Source organism: Nostocoides sp., from assembly GCF_037045025.1.
Classification (GTDB): Bacteria; Actinomycetota; Actinomycetes; order Actinomycetales; family Dermatophilaceae; genus Nostocoides_A.
Map to the genome: position 1 here is coordinate 411,320 of NZ_JBAOHM010000013.1, position 19,703 is coordinate 431,022.

Below are 19,703 nucleotides of genomic sequence, written 5' to 3' on the forward strand. Positions count from 1 at the left end.
GCCCGATCACCACGGGACATTCCGTGGCGGGTGCGCCATAGTGGTTCCCGTCGGGAAGGACGCGTGCCATGACAAAACCGCTGCTAACCATGTTCGAAGCCTTCGGTGCCGGTGCCGAGCTCATCGGGCCACGTCTCGCCGAGCGACTCGGTGTGCCCTGGATCGGGCAGGTCCTCTCCTCGGGAGACATGGAGGCGATGGACCCCAAGGGCACCGGGCGCGTCGATGTGTCCGGGTTCTTGCGCAGCCTGGCCTTTACCGACCAGGGCAGCGTGGAACTACTCGAGAGCCCGTATGTCAGTCTCGCCCGCGAGCAGGCGGTCTCGGTACGCGACCTGGTTCGGGACGGTGGGGTGATCCTCGGCCGGAACGCGACGGTCATCCTCGGCGACCGGCCGGCCGCGTTGCACGTCAAGCTCGAGGCGAGCGCCGGCTTCCGCATTGCGTATGCCGCCGAGCACTCCGGGATCTCCGCGGAGCAGGCCGCCTTGCGGATGCGCCGGGAGGACGAGGCGCGCGCCCAGATCTCCCTCGACGTCTGGGGCTGGGACCCGCGGCTGACCGCCTACTACGACCTCGTCATCAACGTGGAGACCTTCGGCGAGGACGGCACGGTCGAGGTCATCCTCGATGCCCTCGAGCGCAAACGCCAGCGCGCCACCGCCACCCAGCCTGCCTGAGGCGCCGCGCGACGCTCGCTCGCCCGCGCGTCGCTCGGTCGCAGCCCCCACCACGAGGCCTCAGCAGGTGCCAGGGCCCTCAGCGCACGCGCTCGGGCGTGAACTCGCACGCCGGGTGGGCGATCTCCTCCTGGCTCTGCACGAGCTGCAGCTCGCGGCGGCCCGATTCCAGGGTCCGCTCGAGCAGCGCGAACACGCTGGAGACGGTCTTGGCCAGGGCGTCCTCCGCACGGCCGGAGTCGAGCAGGTGGGCGGTGAACAGGGCCGCGGTGACATCGCCGGACCCGTTGGCCTTCAACGGCAGATAGGGCGTCCGGACGATCCACGCCTCCTCGCCGTGCACGGCGAGCATCTCAATCGTGTCCGCGGGCCGGTCCGGCCGCAGCACGCTGGTCACGAGCACCGTCGACGGCCCCATCGCGCGGGCCCGGTCGACACTGGCCAGGGTGTCTTCCAACGACTCCGGCTCGGTGTGGGTGAGGAAGCCGAGCTCGAACTGATTGGGGGTGATCAGATCAGCCCGGGGCACCACCTTGTCGCGCAGCAGGACCGGGATGTCCGGGTGGACGAAGCAGCCGGAGGTGGCGTTGCCCATGACCGGATCGCACGCATAGATCGCGGCCGGGTTGGCGGACTTGACCCGGGCGACGGCATCGAGGATGACCTCGCCGATCTGGGTGCCGCCCTGATAACCGGACAGGACCGCCTCGACCTCCCCGAACGCGTTGCGCTCCTCCATCCCGGCGATGACCTCGCGGACGTCGTCGGCCGCGAGCAGCGGGCCGCGCCAGGCGCCATACCCGGTGTGGTTGGAGAAATGGACCGTATAGACGGGCCAGACCTCCACTCCCAGGCGCTGCAGCGGAAAGACGGCGGCCGAATTGCCGACGTGGCCGTAGGCGACGGAGGACTGGATGGAGACGATCGTGGTCACGCCCGCGATTCTCGCACTTCGACGATATCGTCGTCACCAAGGCGGCTTCTAGCGGCGTTCGAGGACGTCCAAGGGATCCAATCGTGTGGCCCGCCACGCGGGGTAGGCGCCGCCCAGGACGAGAACAACGATGGCTCCGACGATCAGCTTGGGCACAGCCGCGGCGCGCAGAATGGTCAACTGCGTCTGAAAGGCCGTCTGACCGAATGACGAGATCAGTGGCGACGCGAGTTCCGCGATGAGCGCGGCCATCCCAAAACCCGCGACGAGGACGAGGACGATGTCGGCGACGACGAGGGCGGCCACGTCCGATCTCCGGGCGCCGACGGCTCGAACGAGGCCGAAGTACCACGTGCGATCTCGCAGCACGATCAATTCCGCGATCAGCACGCCGAGGCCGCTGACCAACAGGACGCCCCAGCCGATGAGGCCGTACACCAGCCGGATGCCCTCCGAGGCAGATCGCACCGATGCCCCGGTGTCTCCCCGCGTGACGACGACAGCGGAATCGGGATGTATCGATGCGAGGGCGGCCGGGCCAGCCAGCGCAGCCGTAAGTGCGGCGCGAATCTCGTCAGACTGATCCGGGGTCCGGCCCGTTGTCATCACGGCAACGAGGGTGGCCGGAGTGGTCGAGGTGAGTTCGACGGCGCGTTCATAGGCTGGATCGATGATGAGCGCGGCACCGAAGTTCTGGCTTTCGACCCGGGTGGCCGCTCGCACGGCGTTCCGGGGCACGACCAGGCCAGCCAGGCACAGGTCGTCACGGGTCAGGCCAGCCACCTGGGCGTCACCGACGGTTGGGTCGAACTCCGTCGGGCGTCCGGAAGCGTCGAGCAGCACAGCCGGACTGACCTCGCCGATCTGGTCATACGGCGGGCATTCGGGATGCACTGAAGAGAGGCGTAGCGCCGCGCGGAGAGGGCGTGAGGTAAAGGGCGTCAACGCGGTCTGAGCCACCCCCAGCACGGCTGGGCCGGACAGCCCGAGGTCGGGCGAGAAGTCGAATCGATACGTCCCTGCCTCGCCGAGATCCGACTCGATCGCCTCCGAGAGGTCGTCCGTGGAGGCTCGAGACAGCTCGGACACGGAGAGGAACACCAGCACGCCGATGGTGAGCAGGGCGCTGAGCAGGACGAACTTGAGCTTACTGTGGAGGTTTGTCCGTGCTGCAAGCTGGATGATGCGACCCGCGCGGATCATCGTCCCGGTGCCCCCTGCCCGGTGACGGCGGCGCATCCGTGCGACTCCAGCACCCCGTGCGCGAGTCGCACCCGAGATCTCGCGCGAGCCGCGATCTCTGCGTCGTGTGTCACGACCACGACGGCGGTGCCCAAGGTCGCGGGGAGGCTGAAGAGCACGTCGGCGATGACCCCGGCCGTGTCCTCGTCCAGATTGCCGGTGGGCTCGTCGGCCATGAGCAACGCCGGCTCCGCGAACAGGGCGCGGGCGATCGCCACCCGCTGCCGCTGCCCTCCCGACATCTCGGTCGGACGCCGGCCGGCAAGCTCGGGTATGCCGAGGAGCTCGAGCAGGTCGAGTGCCCGTGTCCGTGCCGTGCGGCGCGGTCCCCGGGATCCGAAGTACCAGGGCAGGAGCACGTTCTCCTGGGAGGACAGGGCAGGATCGAGGTGAAAGCTCTGGAAAACCGTTCCCACCGTGCGCGACCGGAGGGTGGACAGCTCGGCGTCGTTGAGCGAGGCCACATCGGTCCCGTCAACGAGCAGCCGCCCGGAAGTGGGCCGGCGCAACAGAGACAGCACCGAGATCAGCGTCGACTTGCCGGAACCGGAACGACCGACGACCGAGGTGGAGCTTCCGTGCTCGATCGCCAGCGAGGCCTCGTTGAGTGCCGGAACCTCGACGCCTCCGGAACGGAATATCACGCTGACGTCGTCCAAGACCACGATCGGCGACCCAGTCACGAGGTCGGTGCCGGCAGAATGAGTTCACCCGGGCGTAGCCCCGACAGGATCACGCGGCGCACGCCATCGGTCGCACCGACCACCACGGGCCGTTCCGAGGCCGATGAGCCAACGCGAACTGTTGCGACATAGTTCGATCCGGACTCGTCCAGCCCGACGTAGATGGCGGGCACGGCGAGGACGTCTCGCTGTTGCGGGGAGGACAAATCGAGCACGGCCGGGATGCCCGGTGCCGTCTCGGTGCTCGCCGGCAGTCGGCAATGGACCGATGTCGATCCGGGTCCGCTGTCGGCGCTCGCCTCCTGGCTCGACTGCCGTCGCGCCAGCCACAAGGCCACGCAGGGGACCGAGCGCTGCCCGAGGATCGTCTCGACGCTAGCGCGCCCGGTGAACGGCACTCCCCGGTAGCGCAGTTCCTGCAACGGTCTGAGGGCCACGACGACATCGATCCCCGGCGAGGTTATGAGCACCGACCCCGCCGACGATTCGAGCCGTCCCGACACGGGCGCGCGCACCGGGCCGGCCCGCGATCTGGCCGCCGCGAGCCGGGACTGGTGGACCGTGCCATCGACGTCCGCGGTGAGCGCCTCGAGAGGAGCCATGGTCCCGATGATCTCTCCCGCGTCAGCTCGGGCCCGCCCGTGCTGACGGCGGTGAAAGGTCATCCCGAGGGGCACATCCACCCCGACCTGCTCGCCAGCGAGCGTCGCCCCGTTGAGCCGATAGCGGATCTGGAAGGCCGAGCTGGCGACTTCGAACATCGGGCCGCCGGGCGACGTGCCCGTGCCTGACTGCGCAGGGGAAGCCGCTGCTGCGGACGATGGACTACCGGACGAGGGGAGGGCCGCGTCGTCGGAACACCCGACGAGAGCAAGAAGGCCCGCGGTGACGAGTGCCCCCCGAACTGCCCTCCGTCGCTCGCGTGATCGGGTCATGACCTACCATTCACCACGTCGGCGATAGTCGGCCCGCTCGGATCTGCGGGTTTCGCCGGGATCCAGTGACCGCACCCCGACTCGGTCGTCAAATCATCGCGCAGCAGCGAGATGTCACCGCTAGAGGCGTGATCGCGCAATTGCTGGATGTCTTGGTCCAGTTGCTTGGCTGTCGCGGAAGGGTTGGTCGGCCGCGGCTGATCGGGGAAGGCAGGAGCCTCGCCGGTCGCGACCCACGTTTGGTATACCGACAACGCCGAGCGGCAGGCGATGAAATTGCGCACCATGCCTTGGTATCGGGCCTTGGCCGCGCCCTCGTCGTCACCCTCCACCCGTTGCTGCGCTGCGGGCGAGGCGAGCACCTCGTTGACGACGGCGCTGTCCAGCCCGGCGAAGACCGGATCACCGGCTTCGGGGGTGTGATCGGCGCTGCATCCCGCAGCCACCAGCACCACCGCGAGCGCCAGCAGCGCACGTCGAGCCGGACGAGTCGGCGAACGAAAACACATGACGGGTGAGTCCTATCGCAGAGATGTCGAGTTGATCCGGGCGGGCGTTCCGAGCAGTGGTGCCCAGAACGCCCCACCACGTCGCCGAGCACGCGTCACGGAGTGACTGTGTAGTCCAGCTTGGTGTTGCCGTTGCCGGGCAACACTCCATTGCAGTTCGTGTTCGAGACGATCTTCGTCCGATAGGAGTAGTTGTTTGCCGAAACGCCGGACCACGATACGGTTCCGCCGTCCGTCGTGGCTTTCGCGCCGACCGAATTTCCGCCGTCCGCCACGGCCCAGTAATACCGGTTCGTCTGCGGGCTCGTATCGATCTGTTTGACCGAAATGTCGCCGCTCGACCACAATTTCACCAGGGCCGTTGTGTAGCTCGTGTCGCAACTCACCGTCCGGTCGTACTCAGTATAGCCCCACGCAGCCGTCGCCGTCGCAAGCGTGAGGATGACTACGCCCCCCCCCGGTCAACAGCCTTCTCTTCTTGCTCATCCGGAAAACCCCATTCTTCCGTTGTGGCCCGTTGCGGGGTCGAGAAGAACGAAATGTCCCCCCAACCGGCGGAGATGACCTATCATCTGCCGGCGTCAGGCTAACGCCGCCCCGATGCACGCGCAACCGGTGGCGCCGACGGAGGCTTCTCGGTGGTGCGTGAGCGTCGAGAGCCGGTCGGCATACCCTTGGCGCATGACGGACATCTCTGCCGAGGCGACCGCAGCGGTCGCCGAACTCGCCGGCCGGGCGCGCCTCGCCGCCCGCGAACTCGCCCAGTTGCCGCGCGCGCGCAAGGACGAGGCCCTGCGGGGCCTCGCCGACGCCCTCGACGCGGCCACCGATCGCATCGTCGCGGCCAACGCCGAGGACCTCCAGCGCGGTCGCGACGGCGGTATGCCGCAGGGCCTGCAGGACCGGCTCAGCCTCACTCCGGAGCGGATCGCCGCGATCGCCGACGCCCTGCGCGACATCGCGGGCCTGCCCGACCCGGTCGGCGAGATCGTCCGCGGCTCGACCTTGGCCAACGGCCTGCAGATCCGCCAGGTGCGGGTGCCGATGGGCGTGGTCGGGATGATCTACGAGGCCCGGCCCAATGTCACCGTCGACGCCGCCGGCCTCGGCCTGAAGTCCGGCAACGCGGTGATCCTGCGCGGCGGCTCTGCGGCCGCCTCCTCCAACCGGGTCCTTGTCGACGTGATGCGCGAATCCCTGGACGCCCAGGGCCTCAACCCCGACGCGATCGGCCTGCTCGACGGCGGCGGCCACGACGCGGTCCGGGCGTTGATGACCGCCCGCGGCCTGGTCGACCTGCTGATCCCGCGTGGGGGCGCCGACCTGATCCAGTCGGTGGTGCTCAATTCCACGGTGCCGGTGATCGAGACCGGGATCGGCAACTGCCACGTCTACGTCGACAAAGCGGCCGACCTCGACAAGGCGCTGGCGATCACGATCAACGCCAAGACCCACCGCCCGAGCGTGTGCAATGCCGCCGAGTCACTCCTGGTCCACGCGGCGGTCGCGGCCGACTTCCTGCCCAAGGCGCTGACCGCGCTGTCCGGGGCGGGCGTGGTGCTGCATACCGACGAGCGCGCCGGGTCCATCGCGACCGAGGCGGGGGTGCCGTTCGCGGCCGCGACCGAGGAGGACTTCGCCACCGAGTATCACGGATTGGAGATGAGCGTCGGGGTCGTCGACTCCCTCGACGCCGCGCTCGATCACGTCCGCGCCTACGGCTCCGGGCATACCGAGGCGATCGTCACCGAGGACCGGGCCGCGGCCCGCCGCTGGAGCGCCGAAGTCGACGCCGCCGCGGTCATGATCAACGCCTCCACCCGGTTCACCGACGGCGGCGAGTTCGGTTTTGGCGCCGAGATCGGCATCTCCACCCAAAAACTGCACGCCCGCGGGCCGATGGCGCTGCCGGAGCTGACGACGACCAAATGGATCGTCGAGGGCGACGGGCACGTGCGCGCCTGATGCACGACCAGGAAGTCCGCAAACTCACCGAACTCGAAGACACCCACTGGTGGTATGCCGAACGCCGCCACCTGCTGAGCGAGTCCATCGCCGGTATGCCGCCCGGCCGCGCCCTCGACATCGGCGCCGCCGGCGGCGGCAACAGCCGCGACCTGAAGGCCGCCGGCTGGCAGGTGCTCGCGCTCGAATACGGCGCCGAGGGGGCACAGGTCGGCAGGGAACGCGGCCTGGACGTCATCCGTGCCGACGCGACCGCGCTGCCAGTGGCCGACGAAAGCCTCGACCTCGTCCTCGCGTATGACGTTCTGGAACACATCCGCGACCACGACGCGGCGGTGGCCCAGGTGCGGCGCACGCTGACGCCGGACGGGTGCTTCCTGGTCGCCGTGCCGTGCGATCCGCGGCTGTGGTCGGCCCATGACGTCGCCGTCGACCACGTGCGCCGCTACACCAAGGCCACGCTCACCGATCTGCTGCAGCGCGGCGGATTCACGATCGAGCGGTTGTGGTCCTGGAACGTCCTGCTCCGTCCCGCCGTCCAGCTGCGCCGGCGCAGCAGCACCGGCAGCGACCTCGACGCCGTCAACCCGGTGGTCAACCTCGCCCTGCGCGGCATCGTGACGATCGAGCGGCACCTGCCGGTCAAGGCGCTGCCCGGGGTCACGCTGATGGTGACGGCGCGTCCCGCTCGGTGAATTCCTCCCGGCCGGCGACGCCCTCGCGGCGCCGGGCGGCCTCCAGCGAGTCATACGCGAGGTAGTAGGACGGGCGGGCCTGGGCTGCGGCATACAGCCGGCCGACGTATTCCCCGAGGATGCCGAGCGCGAGCAATTGCACCGCGCCCATCCCGGCGACGACGACCACCGTCGAGGTCCAGCCGGCGACCACGTGGTCGGCCGCGCGGGCATACAGCGCATAGACCAGCAGCAGCAGGGCGAGCACCCCGCCGGCCAGCCCGAGATAGGTCGCGAACCGCAGCGGCGCCAGCGAAAAGGCGGTGACGCTGTCGACCGACAGCCGCAGCATCTTCGACAACGGGTACTTCGACGATCCGGCGGCCCGCTCCTCGCGGCGATAGGGCACGGCGGCCGACGGGAACCCGAGTGCGGGCACGACGAACCGGAGCACCCGGCCATACTCCGGCAGGGCGTTGACCGCATCGACCGTCGCCCGCGACATCAGCCGGAAGTCACCCGCGTGCGACAACGCGCCGGTGCCGGCCAAGGCATTCATCGAGCGATAGAACGCTCGCGCGGTCCCGCGTTTGAACGCCGAATCGCTCGACCGGTCGCTGCGCACGCCGTAGACGACGTCGACGCGCTGCTGTTGAGCGACCCGCAGCATCTCGGCGATCAGCTCGGGCGGGTCCTGCAGATCGGCGTCGAGGGTGACGACATAGTCGCCGAGGGCCCGGTCCAGCCCGGCCGAGATCGCCGCCTGGTGACCGGCGTTGGCCCGCAACCGCAACACGCGTAGCTGCGACCACTCCCGACGGATCCGTTGCAGGCCGACCGCGGTCGCGTCGCTGCTGCCGTCGTCGACGGCGAGCACCTCATAGCTGACCCCCAACCCGTCGGCCACGGGACGCAACCGAGAGACGAACAGGGGCAGGACGGCCTCCTCGTTGAACATCGGGACCACGATGCTCAGCAGGGGCGGCGACGGCATACGGCCAAGATTAGCCGGGGAAGCGCGGGGGCCCTGCCGGTGTATGAGGAACGGCAGGGCCCCCGCCGATTGTCAGGTCCGTCCCGGTGCGGGCCGAAGACCAGGCGACGCTGGCCACCCCGAATGCCGAAGCACCCGAAAGTCACTGACGCTCGGCAGCCCCGGTGAGTCGCGTGGCACCTCCGCGGCGTCGCCCGCGGACTGGTTCAATCCAGGACCGGTCGCGGCCGGTCGCGCCTCGTTTTCTCACCATCGCTGTCGGCCACGGCGGCGGGACCGAAGTCGGCACCGACCGTGACGTGCGTGCGACATTCAACCCCCGCACCCGGGTCTCGCGCAACGACGGATCCTGGCAACTTCCGGACCGCCACGTCGTCCACAGCGGTGTGCACAGGGTGCGAGCGTGCCGCGCCGGTCATACACACCCCTGTTGACGAAATCGGTGGACGGAGGAAGCGATAGGGTGACCCTCATGTCGATGAGCTGGATGATCCTCGCCGCCGAGGGCGAGGAGCACACGCGTGAGCTGCCGATGCCCGCCTACATGTATGCCGTGATCGCGTTGCTCGCGTTCGCGCTGTTGCTGGCGGTCACGTGGGCCTTCCGGGGAACCGCCGCCAAGCTCGGCGACCCGCACCGCCGGCCCGGCCACGGCGGCGCCCACGGCACGGACCCGGGCGCGCCCGGGGCGGGGCACCACTGAGTCGTCCGCGCCGCCTCGGCGTCATGGGCGGCACCTTCGACCCGGTCCACCATGGCCACCTGGTGGCAGCGAGCGAGGTGCAATCGTCCTTCGGGCTCGACGAGGTCGTCTTCGTGCCCACCGGCCAGCCGTGGCAAAAGGCCGACCGGCTGGTCAGCCCGGCCGAGGACCGCTACCTGATGACGGTCATCGCGACCGCCTCCAACCCCCGCTTCACGGTCAGCCGGGTCGACATCGACCGGCCCGGACCGACGTTCACCATCGACACGCTGAAGGATCTGACCCGCGAGCGCGCGGGTGAGGAATTGTTCTTCATCACCGGCGCCGACGCCCTCGCCCAGATCCTGTCCTGGAAGGACGTCGATGAGCTGTTCACCCTCGCGCAGTTCATAGGCGTGACCCGGCCGGGCTACGAGTTGTCCGAGCACGGCCTGCCCGCCGACCGGGTCCACCTCCAGGAGGTGCCGGCGATGGCGATCAGCTCCACCGACTGCCGGCAACGGGTCGGCGCGGGGGAGCCGGTCTGGTACCTCGTGCCCGACGGGGTCGTCCAATACATCAACAAGCACCGGCTGTATGCCGCATCGCCGGCGTCGCCCGCCCTCGCGGTGGCACCCGCCGGGCAGCAAGGAGTCTCGTGACCGCAACCGAGCACGCTCAGGAACTCGCCCGTGTCGCCGCGGCGGCCGCCGCGGACAAGCTGGCCGCCACGATCACCGGCATCGACGTGAGCGTTCAGTTGCCGCTGACCGACGTCTTCGTCATCGTCTCGGCGAGCAACGAGCGTCAGGTCGGCGCCATCGTCGATGAGATCGAGGAGCAGGTGCGCCGGGCCGGGGCCAAGGTGCTGCGGCGCGAGGGGACCCGTGAGGGCCGGTGGGTGCTGCTCGATTTCGGCGACATCGTCGTCCACGCCTTCCACGAGGACGAGCGCCACTTCTATGACTTGGAGCGGCTCTGGCGCGACTGCCCCCCGCTCGACCTCGGCGTCCTCGGGCAGGACCAGGCCGCCGGTGCCGGCGCGCGCCGCTCCGAGACCGATTAGCGGCCCCGGCCTGGCCCTCCCCGATCCCGCCGAGGTCTGGTGTCTTCGCTGAGGTCGTACGACCGATCAGCAGACCTCAGCGAACAACGCAGACCTCAGCGTGGTTTTGGGTCGGGCGCGGCCACCAGCGGTCGGCGCCAAGGGGGCGCCGACTAGCCTGGCCCGTATGCCGCCGCCTCGCCGCCTGCTCCTCCTTCGCCACGGCGAGACCCAATCCAACCTCGACGGGATCTGGCAGGGGCACTTGGACGTCGCGCTCACGGCGCGGGGGCTGGCGCAGGCGGTGGCCGCGGCGAGGGTCGTGGCGGCATACGAGCCGGTGCGGGTGGTCTCCTCCGACCTGCACCGCGCGGCACGCACTGCCGATGCCGTCGGGGCAACGACCGGACGTGAGGTCGAACTCGACCCCCGCTGGCGGGAATTCAATGTCGGCCAGTGGATGGGACTGACCAACGCCGAGGTGATCGCGCGCAACCCCGCCGAACGGTTGGCCGCACTGCGCGGCGAGGAACAGCGCCGCGGCATCGACGGGGAGGGTCCGGCGCAGGTCCGCGAGCGGGTCACCCCCGCGCTGCGCGAGCTGATCGACGCCCTGGGGGAGGGGGAGTGCGCGGTCATCGTCAGCCATGGCGGCACGATCCGCATCTTGGCTGGCGTCCTCCTTGGGCTCGACAGCCTCACCATCACCCGCCTGTTCACCTCGCCCGGCAACTGCCGCTGGGCCGACCTGGTGCAGGCCGCCGACTGTTGGCGCGTCGCCGGCTGGAACCTGCACGCCACCGATTTGGGCAACACCGCTCGGGCTGGGTAAGATCGCGCGGTGCCCTCGCCACGAGGGCCCCGGGGCTGTAGCGCAGTTGGTAGCGCACCTCCATGGCATGGAGGGGGTCAGGGGTTCGAATCCCCTCAGCTCCACCATTTGGTCGAAGTCCCAACCCTGCCCCTGATCGGTGAGCCGGGTTGCGCCATTGTGGTCCAAGGCGCTGTTGGGGTGGAACTGGCCGTTGGCTCGCAGGGATGGAACGGAGTCTGGCAGGGATGGAACGGAGACTGGCAGGCGGATCCTCAACCGGCGACGCGTCCCATTCCGTCGGAATAACACCGACCGTCAACCAAGCAGCGGCCACGCGCCGGTGGTTGCCCACGTCCAGAACACCCAGACCGCCAGCAGGATGACGAACCAGACCGCCAGCGTGATCCACAGCCGCCACCGAGACGGAGCACGGGCGGCGTCGACGGGCGCGCCGATGAGCGCGCCCGAGGCCGCGCCGAGCGGGACCAACATCCCGGTGAAGACCACCAGCCGATTCTCCCACTCGTAGGGCGGGTAACCGTTGGCCAAGTCCGGCCCGAACGTCAACGCCACCGCCAAGAAGAGCCCCAGTCCGGCACCGACGAGCGCGAGCTTGTGCACGAGACGGCGCGGCGGGCGATCCGCCAGGGTCATGGGCCCGCCCCTCCCCGGGGCGTTGTGCCGCAACCGTCACACGCTCTTGATCGCGAAGGCGACGTTGTGGCCGCCGAAGCCAAAGGAGTTGTTGAGGGCGGCGATGTCGCCGTCGGGCAGCGACCGAGGAGCATCCCGCACAACATCAAGGTCGACCGCAGGGTCAAGGTTGTCGAGGTTGATCGTCGGCGGCGCGAGGCGGTGGTGGACGGCCAGCACGGTGAACACCCCCTCCAGGGCGCCGGCTGCACCGAGCAGGTGGCCGGTCATCGACTTCGTCCCGCTCACCACCATGCCGTCAGCGGCGCTGCCGAAGGCGCGCCGGATCGCGTTGGACTCCGCCGTGTCGCCGACCGGAGTGGACGTGGCGTGCGCGTTGACGTGCACGATGTCAGTGGGGCTCAGCCCCGCGCGCTCCACGGCCTCGATCATCGCGCGAGAAGCGCCGGCTCCCTCCGGCTCGGGGGCCGCGATGTGGTGGGCATCGGAACTCATCCCCAGCCCGGCAAACTCGGCATAGATCCGCGCTCCCCGGGCCTTGGCGTGCTCCTCGGACTCCAGCACCATCACACCGGCACCTTCGCCCATGACGAAACCGTCCCGGTCGATGTCATACGGACGCGAAGCCCGCTCCGGGTCGTCGTTGCGCTTCGAAAGCGCCTGCATGACCGAGAAGCCGCCATAGCACAGCGGGTGGATAGCAGCCTCGGAGCCGCCGGCGACCACGATGTCGGCCCGGCCGCTGCGGATCATTTCGGCCGCGAAGCCCATGGACTCGGCGCCCGAGGCGCATGCCGAGACGATCGTGTGGGCGCCGGCCCGCGCGCCCAGTTCGAGGGAGACATTGCCCGAGGCAGCGTTGGGCATGAGCATGGGGACGGCGAGCGGAAAGACCCGGCGCGGGCCCTTCTCGCGCAGGTTCTCCCACTGGTCGACGAGGGTCCAGATCCCCCCGATCCCAGAGCCGATCGCCACCCCGAGGCGGACCGGGTCGACCTCCGGCGCGCCGGCGTCCTGCCAGGCCTCGCGGGCCGAGATCAGGGCGTACTGGGCGTTCGGATCGAGACGACGCATCTCAACGCGGGTGAGCACGTCGTCGGTCGGCGTGTGCAGCGGCGCCCCGAAGTTCACCGGCAGCTCGTACTTGGCCACCCAGTCATACGGGAGCGTCCGCACTCCTGAGGTGCCGGACAGGATCGCCTCCCACGTGGACGGAACGTCGCCGCCGACGGGGGTGGTCGCCCCCAATCCGGTGACGACGACCTTGACGTCGCGGGCGGATTCTCCGGACATGGTGCACTCCTCATGGATCGCTCGACGGCCCGGGCGCTTGTGGGGTGGGCCGTCGCGCAGCGGTTATGGCGGTTGCGGGACGTGGACGTCGAGGAGCGACTTCTCAGCCGGCTCCTCGACGTCCGACGGACCGGGTCAGTCCTGTGCGTTGAGAATGAAGCGGACCGCGTCGCCAACCGTGGCCAGGTTTTTGACCTCGTCGTCCGGGATCCGGACCCCGAAGGCTTCCTCGGCGTTGACGACGATGGTCATCATCGACAGCGAGTCGATGTCGAGGTCGTCGGTGAACGACTTCTCCATCTGGACGTCGGCGACGTCGAGGCCGGTTTCTTCGTTGACGATATTGGCGAGACCCTCAAGGATCTCCTGCTCGGTTTGAGCCATTGCGTCTCTCCTTGTCGTGGAACAGATTTCTGCTTTGGCCCGATTCACCCGTGGACCAACCGGGAACCTAGTTAAGGCAGTTCGATGACCTGTGCGGCAAAGACCAGGCCCGCGCCGAAGCCGATCTGCAACGCCAAGCCGCCGTGCGGGATCAGGCCCTCACGGAGCATCCGCTCGGTGGCCAGCGGGATCGAGGCAGCCGACGTGTTGGCCGTCTCGGCGATATCGCGGGCGACCGGGATGTCCTTGGGCAATTTGAGCTGCTTGAGCATCGAATCGATGATCCGCATATTGGCCTGATGTGGGATGAACGCATCGAGGTCGCTCGGCTTGATGCCGGCGGCATCCATCGCTTTCTGGGCGACCGGCGCCATTCCCCATACCGCCCAGCGGAAGACCTTATGGCCCTCCATGAGGATCGGCGGCCACCGGAACTCGTCGGCCTCACGCAACTCCACCCAAGACGGCTTCTGTTGGATCGTCGTCCAACTGTCGCCCTCCGAGCCCCAGATTGTCGGCCCGATTCCGACCCGGTCGCTGCGGCTGACGACGGCAGCACCGGCCCCGTCGGCGAAGATAAAGGCCGTGCTCCGGTCGGTGAAATCGGTGAAGTCAGACAGCTTCTCGACGCCGACGACCAGGACATGCTCGGCCGTCCCGCCACGCACCATGTCGGAGGCGAGGCTGATACCGTAGCAGTAGCCGGCGCAGGCCGCCGAGATGTCGAAGGCCGCGCATCTCAGGTCGAATCGGTCGGCGAGCTTGGGGGCGGCGGCCGGGGTCTGGTAGGGGTGGGTCACCGTCGCGACGAGGACCGCTTCGATGTCCGAGGGCTCCAGCCCGGCCATGGCGATGGCGTCGATTGCCGCGGCATGCGCCATGTCGACGACGCTCTCGTCGGGGCGGGCGTAGCGACGCTCGATGATCCCCGAGCGCTCCCGGATCCACTGGTCGGAGGAGTTGATCGCCTCGACCAGTTCGGAATTAGGGACGACCCGTTCCGGGCGATAGCCGCCGACCCCGGTGATGCGCGATCCGCGAGACATCCGGGCGGCGACGATCTTGCCCGTGCCCTTGGGGGCGTTCTTCCTGAGCAGCTTCATTCGGTGGTGCTCCCGGTCTGGTCGTCGGAGTGGTCACGCAGCATTCGCGCGGCTGCGTCCAGGTCATCTGGCGTCTTGACCGCAAGGGTCTCGACGCCTTTCATCGCGCGTTTGGCGAGCCCCACGAGGGTGCCGGCCGGCGCCAACTCGATCATCCCGGTCACACCCCGGTCGAGCATCGTGTGCATGCAGGCATCCCACCGCACCGGACTGGTGACCTGCGCAACGAGCCGGGCCAGCACGTCAGCACCGTCGGTGATCACCGCGCCGTCGGCGTTGGAGATAACGCCGATGGACGCGTCGGCAGGTGCGAGGGTGTCGGCCAGGGACTGCAGGTCGGCGACTGCCGGGGCCATGTGCGCCGTATGAAAAGCCCCGGCCACCTTGAGCGGAATGACCCGCGCCTTGGCCGGTGGGCTCGACAGCAAGTCGCCGAGCTGATCGAGCGTGCCCGCGGCGACGATCTGTCCGGCGCCGTTCATATTTGCCGGAGTCAACCCCAACTCCGCGCACCGGGCGAGAACCTCCTCCGAATCGCCCCCCAGGACCGCGCTCATCCCCGTCGGGGTCACCGCGCTCGCGGCCGCCATACCCCGGGCACGCGTGGCCACGAACCTCACGGCGCTGTTGTCGTCGAGCACGCCGGCGATGGCGGCGGCGGTGATCTCACCGACCGAGTGGCCCGCGACCAGGCTCGCGGCCCCGTCCGCGCCGAGAGCCGCGTGGGTGAGCAATCCCGCGGCCACAATCAGCGGCTGGGCGATCGCGGTGTCCTTGATCGTCTCCTCGTCGGAAATGGTGCCGTGCTCAACGACATCGATGCCGGTCCCGGCCGAGATCGACTCGGCTCTCTCCCGCAGCCCGGGCAGGTCCAGCCAGGGGAGCAGGAAACCAGGAGTCTGCGAGCCCTGTCCCGGGCACACGATCGCGAGCACCTGTCCACACTGCCGCATGCCGGGTCGATTGCGAGTGAGAAAAGGTTACGCAATAGGGATGGTAGTTTTGTAGGAAGTATCCAAGTAGGCGCGCGCTGTCCATCACCCCCTCGAGCGTCCTACACCGGCGCGCGAGTTGTGGAGCCCGCGCGGACGAGCCGGGAGTAACGGATTGCCAAGTGGACGATGTCACCCTCGTGAGGGGTGGTGACGTCGTAGCCACAGACCGCGGTGATCCGGGCAAGGCGGTACCGAACGGTGTTGGGGTGAACGAACAAAGTGCGGGCTGTGGCCTCGATGCTCCGGCCGCACTCCAAGAAGGTGGTGGCGGTGGCAAGAAGATTTGCGGCGGCGCTCTCGCGCAACGGGATGACGATCCGGCCGACGAGGGCGTTGCGGGCCGGCAGGTCGCCGAGGAGCGCGCGTTCGGCCAGCAGGTCATCGGCGTTTGCCGGTCGGGGCGCGTCCGGCCACGCCGCCGCGGCCGCATGTCCAGAGATCGCCGCGCGGGCGGAGCGACCCGCCGCGAAGAGGTGCGGCACGGTGGGGCCGACCACGATCGGGCCCGGCCCGAGGCTCTCGCTCAGGTGGGTGGCATCGAGCAGGGCGTCGCGCGTCTCACCGACGAGCATGATCACCCGACCGTTCTGTACGGCAGCCAGCAGATGCAGGCCGTGGCGCGAAGCACTGCGGTGCACCTTGTCGAGCACATCTGCAGGATCGATCGGGTCGCCGGCCACAGGGTGTGGCGGGTCGGCAACGATGACGGCGACGCGTGTCCTCGCGCCCCAACCCAGCGCGCTGGCTCGCGAACTCATCGCGTCGTCGGCGTCGCCGCGCAGGATCGCATCGACGACCAGGGCTTCGAGCCGGGCATCCCACGCGCCGCGTTGTTCGGCCGCGCCGGCGTAGACGTGTGCCGCCCGGAAGGCGATCTCGCGGCTGTAGCGCAAGATGGCCTCGCGGGCCGCCGGGGCGGTCTGGGGATCGACCACGTCGTCGGTCGCGGCCTCGACGACATCGACCACCGTGCGCAGCAACTCCAGCGTCTGGCCCAAGGTTATCGACCGGCTCAGCTCGGGTGGCGCCACATCGAAGACCGCCGTGCCGGCCCGCGCCGTGATGACGTTCCCGTCGAGCCAGGCGATGAAGTCGGCCACACCGGCCCGGGCCAACTGCGCGACCGCGGCTCGCTCGGCGGCGCTGAGCGCGGCATACCACCGATGTCGTGCCTCGATCTCGGCGACTGCCCTCCGCGACAACCCAGCTGCGGCCGCGGCGAGGCGCCGGCGGGTATCGGCGGGCAGTCTGGTCCTCGACACATGTCCAAGAGTATTTGTGTCCGGGGCGAGCGCCGGGCCGGACGCGGTGGGGTCGGATCGCCGCGCGGGGTCGGCGATGGGGTGATCGGCCCATGGCGCCGAGCCGGGACCGGATTCAGGGTCGGAGTGGGGGAGGTATCCATCGTGGGCCAGGCCCTCACGGACGGGAGCGAGTCACGGGTTGGACGTCAACGAAGCACCATTGGCGGCGGTCCTTGGGCCGGGCCACGAGAATCCGTCCAGGCTACAACCCGGCCTGGTCGCCCGGACGGGGCCAAGCTCGCGTTTGCCAACGACGGCATCGTCTACACGACCCTGGCGCGGCCGGGGGCGCCGGTAACGCTGCTCGCCAACGGGGACAACGACTTCGCGATCGGAGGCTCTGCACAGACGAGGTCGAGGTCAACCGGGACGTAGTTCTCGTATGCGCCACCGGTGGCCAGATGCCGGGCAAGGTGTGGCGAGGGGTCGACGAGCCAGAGTTCAACCCCACCGGACGGTTCCTCGCGGCGGTCTCGTTCTCCCGGACTGACTCGTACAACTTGGTCGTGCGTTGGTCCGTCGCGACCGACCAAACTACAAGCATCACGGGGGGCGATTGGAGAATCTACTACGAACAGCCAACGTGGTCACCCGACTCAGCCCGAATCGCAGCGCTGCGCCACCGTGACGGCTACCCGAACCCCGACACTGTCGACGTGGTGATTTTCCCTTCGACCGGGGGAGCGCAGCGGGTCCTCTTGGCGGGCGACGCCGACTACTGCTACGTTCCGCGCGACTGGAAGTAGTTCGCTCAGTCGGTCCCGAACTCCATGGCCGCGGCGTCCAGGGCGTCGTCGGCCTCGGCGTCGATGCCGGGGTTGGCGGCGATCTGCGCGGCGCCGCCGGACTCGAGCTGCCCGACCAGGTCGACGTGACCGACGCCGAGTTGTCCTTGTGCGGCATACAACTCCAGCTTGGCGCGGGAGTCGGCGATGTCGAGATTGCGCATCGTCAGCTGACCGATCCGGTCGACCGGGCCGAACGCGGCGTCCTCGACCCGCTCCATCGACAGCTTGTCGGGGTGATAGGAGAAGTTCTCGCCGCGGGTGTCGACGATCGTGTAGTCATCGCCGCGCCGCAGCCGGAGAGTGACCTGGCCGGTGATCGCCGAGGCGACCCAGCGCTGCAGCGACTCGCGGAGCATGAGCGACTGCGGGTCGAGCCAACGGCCTTCGTAGAGAAGGCGACCCAGACGCCGGCCCTCGGCGTGATAGTTGGCGACCGTGTCCTCGTTGTGGACCGCGTTGAGCAGCCGCTCGTAGGCGATGTGCAGTAGCGCCATACCGGGAGCTTCGTAGATGCCGCGCGACTTGGCCTCGATGATCCGGTTCTCGATCTGGTCGGACATCCCGAGGCCGTGCCGGCCGCCGATCGTGTTGGCCTCGCGGACCAGCACCACCGGGTCGAGGTCGGCGCCGTTGATGGCGACCGGCCGGCCTTGCACGAAGGTGATCGAGACGTCCTCGGTCTCAATCGCGATGGCCGGATCCCAGAACCGGACGCCCATGATCGGCTCGACCGTCTCCAGGGAAACGTTAAGGTGCTCAAGGGTTTTGGCCTCGTGCGTGGCACCCCAGATGTTCGCGTCGGTGGAGTAGGCCCTCTCCTGGCTGTCGCGATAGGGCAGGTCGCGCTGAGTGAGCCAGGCGCTCATCTCGTGCCGGCCGCCGAGTTCGCTGACGAAGTCGGCGTCCAGCCACGGCTTGTAGATCCGCAACGCGGGGTTGGCCAGCAGGCCATACCGATAAAAGCGCTCGATGTCGTTGCCCTTGAAGGTGCTGCCGTCGCCCCAGATGAAGACGTCGTCCTCGTGCATGGCCCGCACGAGCAGCGTGCCGGTCACCGCGCGGCCGATCGGGGTGGTGTTGAAATAGGCCTTGCCCCCGGAGCGGATGTGGAAGGCGCCGCAGGCGAGCGCGGACAAGCCCTCCTCGACCAGGGCGCTCGTGCAGTCGACCAGCCGGGAGACCTCGGCGCCATACTGGCCGGCGCGGCCGGGGACCTGGTCGATCTCGGGCTCGTCATACTGCCCGAGGTCGGCGGTATAGGTGCACGGAATGGCTCCCTTCTCCCGCATCCAGGCCACGGCCACCGAGGTGTCGAGGCCACCAGAGAAGGCGATGCCGACGCGTTCGCCGACGGGCAGGGACGTCAAGACCTTGGACACGCCGCACAGCTTAAAGACCAGTCGGTATGCCGCGTGCCGACGTATCACGCCCCGGATTCAGCTCTCTGTGCTCGCGTAGGGTCGACACCCGTCGGGCCTCACAACGGAAGGGATGAATCAACGATGCAACGCAGGCAGCTCATCGCAAGCGCCGCGTCATCGTCCGGGGCAATCCTTCTCCCTGGACGGCCAAGGCCGTTGGCGTCCCAGCTACCTCTTCCAGTACGCGAACGCCGGCTGGATTTCCGTCTTCAGGATCAATGCCGACGGCACCGTCACGACCATCCGGGTTTGGACGCGAGTGCCCGGAGTCATCTGGGCGTCCGGTGGTTACAACCTGGTGGAAATCTGGGCGGCTGACGACACCTTCTCTTGGGCCGTCAATTATGAACACGTGGGAGACTTCGGCGACGGCGGCCCGACCACCGGCAGTGTCGGCGTCAGCACGTACACCGAGCCGGGCACGTGGTCCGAGACGTGGATCGATTCCGCTTTGCTGAACGAGATCAATACCAGGCCTGCGCACCGCAAGCGCGGCGCGGTCGGGAATGCGGTCACGGGCGGGACGATCGACATGGCCCCTGGCTGACCAGTCGGCCGTCGGGACCTATGGCCGGTCCCGAGTCCGTGCGAACGTGCCAGACTC

22 protein-coding genes and 1 tRNA gene are annotated in these 19,703 nt (G+C 68.8%); 9 read left to right on the forward strand and 14 right to left on the reverse strand.

Annotation, left to right across the window (positions count from 1 at the left end):
- The first annotated feature begins 68 nt into the window (after positions 1–68).
- Positions 69–680: a cytidylate kinase-like family protein gene (locus V9G19_RS17765; RefSeq protein ID WP_462286748.1), complete on the forward strand. Its 612-nt coding sequence runs from the start codon at positions 69–71 to the stop codon at positions 678–680.
- Between the two features lie 79 nt (positions 681–759).
- On the opposite strand, the gene pdxY is transcribed toward V9G19_RS17765, so the two are convergent.
- The 6 genes from pdxY to V9G19_RS17795 all read right to left on the reverse strand — a co-directional run bounded on the left by pdxY (position 760) and on the right by V9G19_RS17795 (position 5,369).
- Positions 760–1,614, reverse strand: a complete 855-nt coding sequence (gene pdxY / locus V9G19_RS17770) for a pyridoxal kinase PdxY (RefSeq protein WP_462286749.1) — start codon at positions 1,612–1,614, stop codon at positions 760–762.
- 48 nt (positions 1,615–1,662) lie between these two features.
- The gene (locus V9G19_RS17775; protein ID WP_462286750.1) at positions 1,663–2,853 is read right to left on the reverse strand and encodes an ABC transporter permease; all 1,191 of its coding nucleotides are present in this window, start codon (positions 2,851–2,853) and stop codon (positions 1,663–1,665) included.
- Positions 2,814–3,500 (reverse strand): ABC transporter ATP-binding protein, encoded by a 687-nt coding sequence (locus V9G19_RS17780; RefSeq protein WP_462286751.1) that lies wholly within the window; start codon positions 3,498–3,500, stop codon positions 2,814–2,816. Before V9G19_RS17780 ends, V9G19_RS17775 begins: the two co-directional genes overlap by 40 nt.
- A gap of 35 nt (positions 3,501–3,535) precedes the next feature.
- A complete protein-coding gene (locus V9G19_RS17785) occupies positions 3,536–4,300 on the reverse strand; it encodes an efflux RND transporter periplasmic adaptor subunit (RefSeq protein ID WP_462286752.1) in 765 nt (254 codons plus the stop codon).
- Positions 4,301–4,470: 170 nt separating this feature from the next.
- Complete coding sequence (locus V9G19_RS17790; protein WP_462286753.1) at positions 4,471–4,983, reverse strand: hypothetical protein; 513 nt, start codon at positions 4,981–4,983, stop codon at positions 4,471–4,473.
- A 95-nt stretch (positions 4,984–5,078) separates the two neighbouring features.
- Positions 5,079–5,369 (reverse strand): hypothetical protein, encoded by a 291-nt coding sequence (locus V9G19_RS17795; protein WP_462286754.1) that lies wholly within the window; start codon positions 5,367–5,369, stop codon positions 5,079–5,081.
- A gap of 295 nt (positions 5,370–5,664) precedes the next feature.
- Here V9G19_RS17795 and V9G19_RS17800 point away from each other — a divergent pair, with 295 nt between their 5' ends.
- Both V9G19_RS17800 and V9G19_RS17805 read left to right on the forward strand, forming a co-directional pair.
- Positions 5,665–6,948, forward strand: coding sequence for a glutamate-5-semialdehyde dehydrogenase (locus V9G19_RS17800; RefSeq protein ID WP_462286755.1), 1,284 nt, complete (start codon positions 5,665–5,667; stop codon positions 6,946–6,948).
- Complete coding sequence (locus V9G19_RS17805; protein ID WP_462286756.1) at positions 6,948–7,643, forward strand: class I SAM-dependent methyltransferase; 696 nt, start codon at positions 6,948–6,950, stop codon at positions 7,641–7,643. Before V9G19_RS17800 ends, V9G19_RS17805 begins: the two co-directional genes overlap by 1 nt.
- Here the strand turns inward: V9G19_RS17805 and V9G19_RS17810 are convergent.
- Positions 7,609–8,616, reverse strand: coding sequence for a glycosyltransferase family 2 protein (locus tag V9G19_RS17810; RefSeq protein WP_462286757.1), 1,008 nt, complete (start codon positions 8,614–8,616; stop codon positions 7,609–7,611). The genes V9G19_RS17805 and V9G19_RS17810 overlap by 35 nt on opposite strands.
- A gap of 478 nt (positions 8,617–9,094) precedes the next feature.
- On the opposite strand from V9G19_RS17810, the gene V9G19_RS17815 reads away from it, so the two are divergent.
- The 5 genes from V9G19_RS17815 to V9G19_RS17835 all read left to right on the forward strand — a co-directional run bounded on the left by V9G19_RS17815 (position 9,095) and on the right by V9G19_RS17835 (position 11,282).
- Positions 9,095–9,319 (forward strand): hypothetical protein, encoded by a 225-nt coding sequence (locus tag V9G19_RS17815; protein WP_462286758.1) that lies wholly within the window; start codon positions 9,095–9,097, stop codon positions 9,317–9,319.
- A gap of 23 nt (positions 9,320–9,342) precedes the next feature.
- A complete protein-coding gene (gene nadD / locus V9G19_RS17820; protein WP_462286759.1) occupies positions 9,343–9,960 on the forward strand; it encodes a nicotinate-nucleotide adenylyltransferase in 618 nt (205 codons plus the stop codon).
- On the forward strand, positions 9,957–10,364 hold the full coding sequence (gene rsfS / locus V9G19_RS17825) for a ribosome silencing factor (protein ID WP_462286760.1): 408 nt from the start codon (positions 9,957–9,959) through the stop codon (positions 10,362–10,364). The genes nadD and rsfS overlap by 4 nt, the downstream gene beginning before the upstream one ends.
- Before the next feature lie 166 nt (positions 10,365–10,530).
- Positions 10,531–11,175, forward strand: a complete 645-nt coding sequence (locus V9G19_RS17830; RefSeq protein WP_462286761.1) for a histidine phosphatase family protein — start codon at positions 10,531–10,533, stop codon at positions 11,173–11,175.
- Positions 11,176–11,206: 31 nt separating this feature from the next.
- Positions 11,207–11,282 (forward strand) — tRNA-Ala (locus V9G19_RS17835).
- A 190-nt stretch (positions 11,283–11,472) separates the two neighbouring features.
- Here V9G19_RS17835 and V9G19_RS17840 read toward each other — a convergent pair.
- From V9G19_RS17840 to argG, 7 genes are all read right to left on the reverse strand, one after another.
- On the reverse strand, positions 11,473–11,811 hold the full coding sequence (locus V9G19_RS17840) for a hypothetical protein (RefSeq protein WP_462286762.1): 339 nt from the start codon (positions 11,809–11,811) through the stop codon (positions 11,473–11,475).
- Positions 11,812–11,847: 36 nt separating this feature from the next.
- Positions 11,848–13,104, reverse strand: coding sequence for a beta-ketoacyl-ACP synthase II (gene fabF, locus V9G19_RS17845; protein ID WP_462286763.1), 1,257 nt, complete (start codon positions 13,102–13,104; stop codon positions 11,848–11,850).
- Between the two features lie 135 nt (positions 13,105–13,239).
- Entirely contained in the window at positions 13,240–13,488 is a 249-nt protein-coding gene (locus V9G19_RS17850) for an acyl carrier protein (protein WP_462286764.1), read from the reverse strand.
- Positions 13,489–13,559: 71 nt separating this feature from the next.
- Positions 13,560–14,534, reverse strand: coding sequence for a beta-ketoacyl-ACP synthase III (locus tag V9G19_RS17855; protein WP_462286916.1), 975 nt, complete (start codon positions 14,532–14,534; stop codon positions 13,560–13,562).
- Positions 14,535–14,587: 53 nt separating this feature from the next.
- Positions 14,588–15,526 (reverse strand): ACP S-malonyltransferase, encoded by a 939-nt coding sequence (locus tag V9G19_RS17860; RefSeq protein WP_462286765.1) that lies wholly within the window; start codon positions 15,524–15,526, stop codon positions 14,588–14,590.
- 119 nt (positions 15,527–15,645) lie between these two features.
- Positions 15,646–16,848 (reverse strand): PucR family transcriptional regulator, encoded by a 1,203-nt coding sequence (locus V9G19_RS17865; RefSeq protein ID WP_462286766.1) that lies wholly within the window; start codon positions 16,846–16,848, stop codon positions 15,646–15,648.
- Positions 16,849–17,641: 793 nt separating this feature from the next.
- A complete protein-coding gene (gene argG / locus V9G19_RS17870; protein ID WP_462286767.1) occupies positions 17,642–19,057 on the reverse strand; it encodes an argininosuccinate synthase in 1,416 nt (471 codons plus the stop codon).
- Between the two features lie 112 nt (positions 19,058–19,169).
- Between argG and V9G19_RS17875 the strand changes: the two genes are divergently transcribed.
- The gene (locus tag V9G19_RS17875; protein ID WP_462286768.1) at positions 19,170–19,646 is read left to right on the forward strand and encodes a hypothetical protein; all 477 of its coding nucleotides are present in this window, start codon (positions 19,170–19,172) and stop codon (positions 19,644–19,646) included.
- The last annotated feature ends 57 nt before the right edge of the window (positions 19,647–19,703 follow it).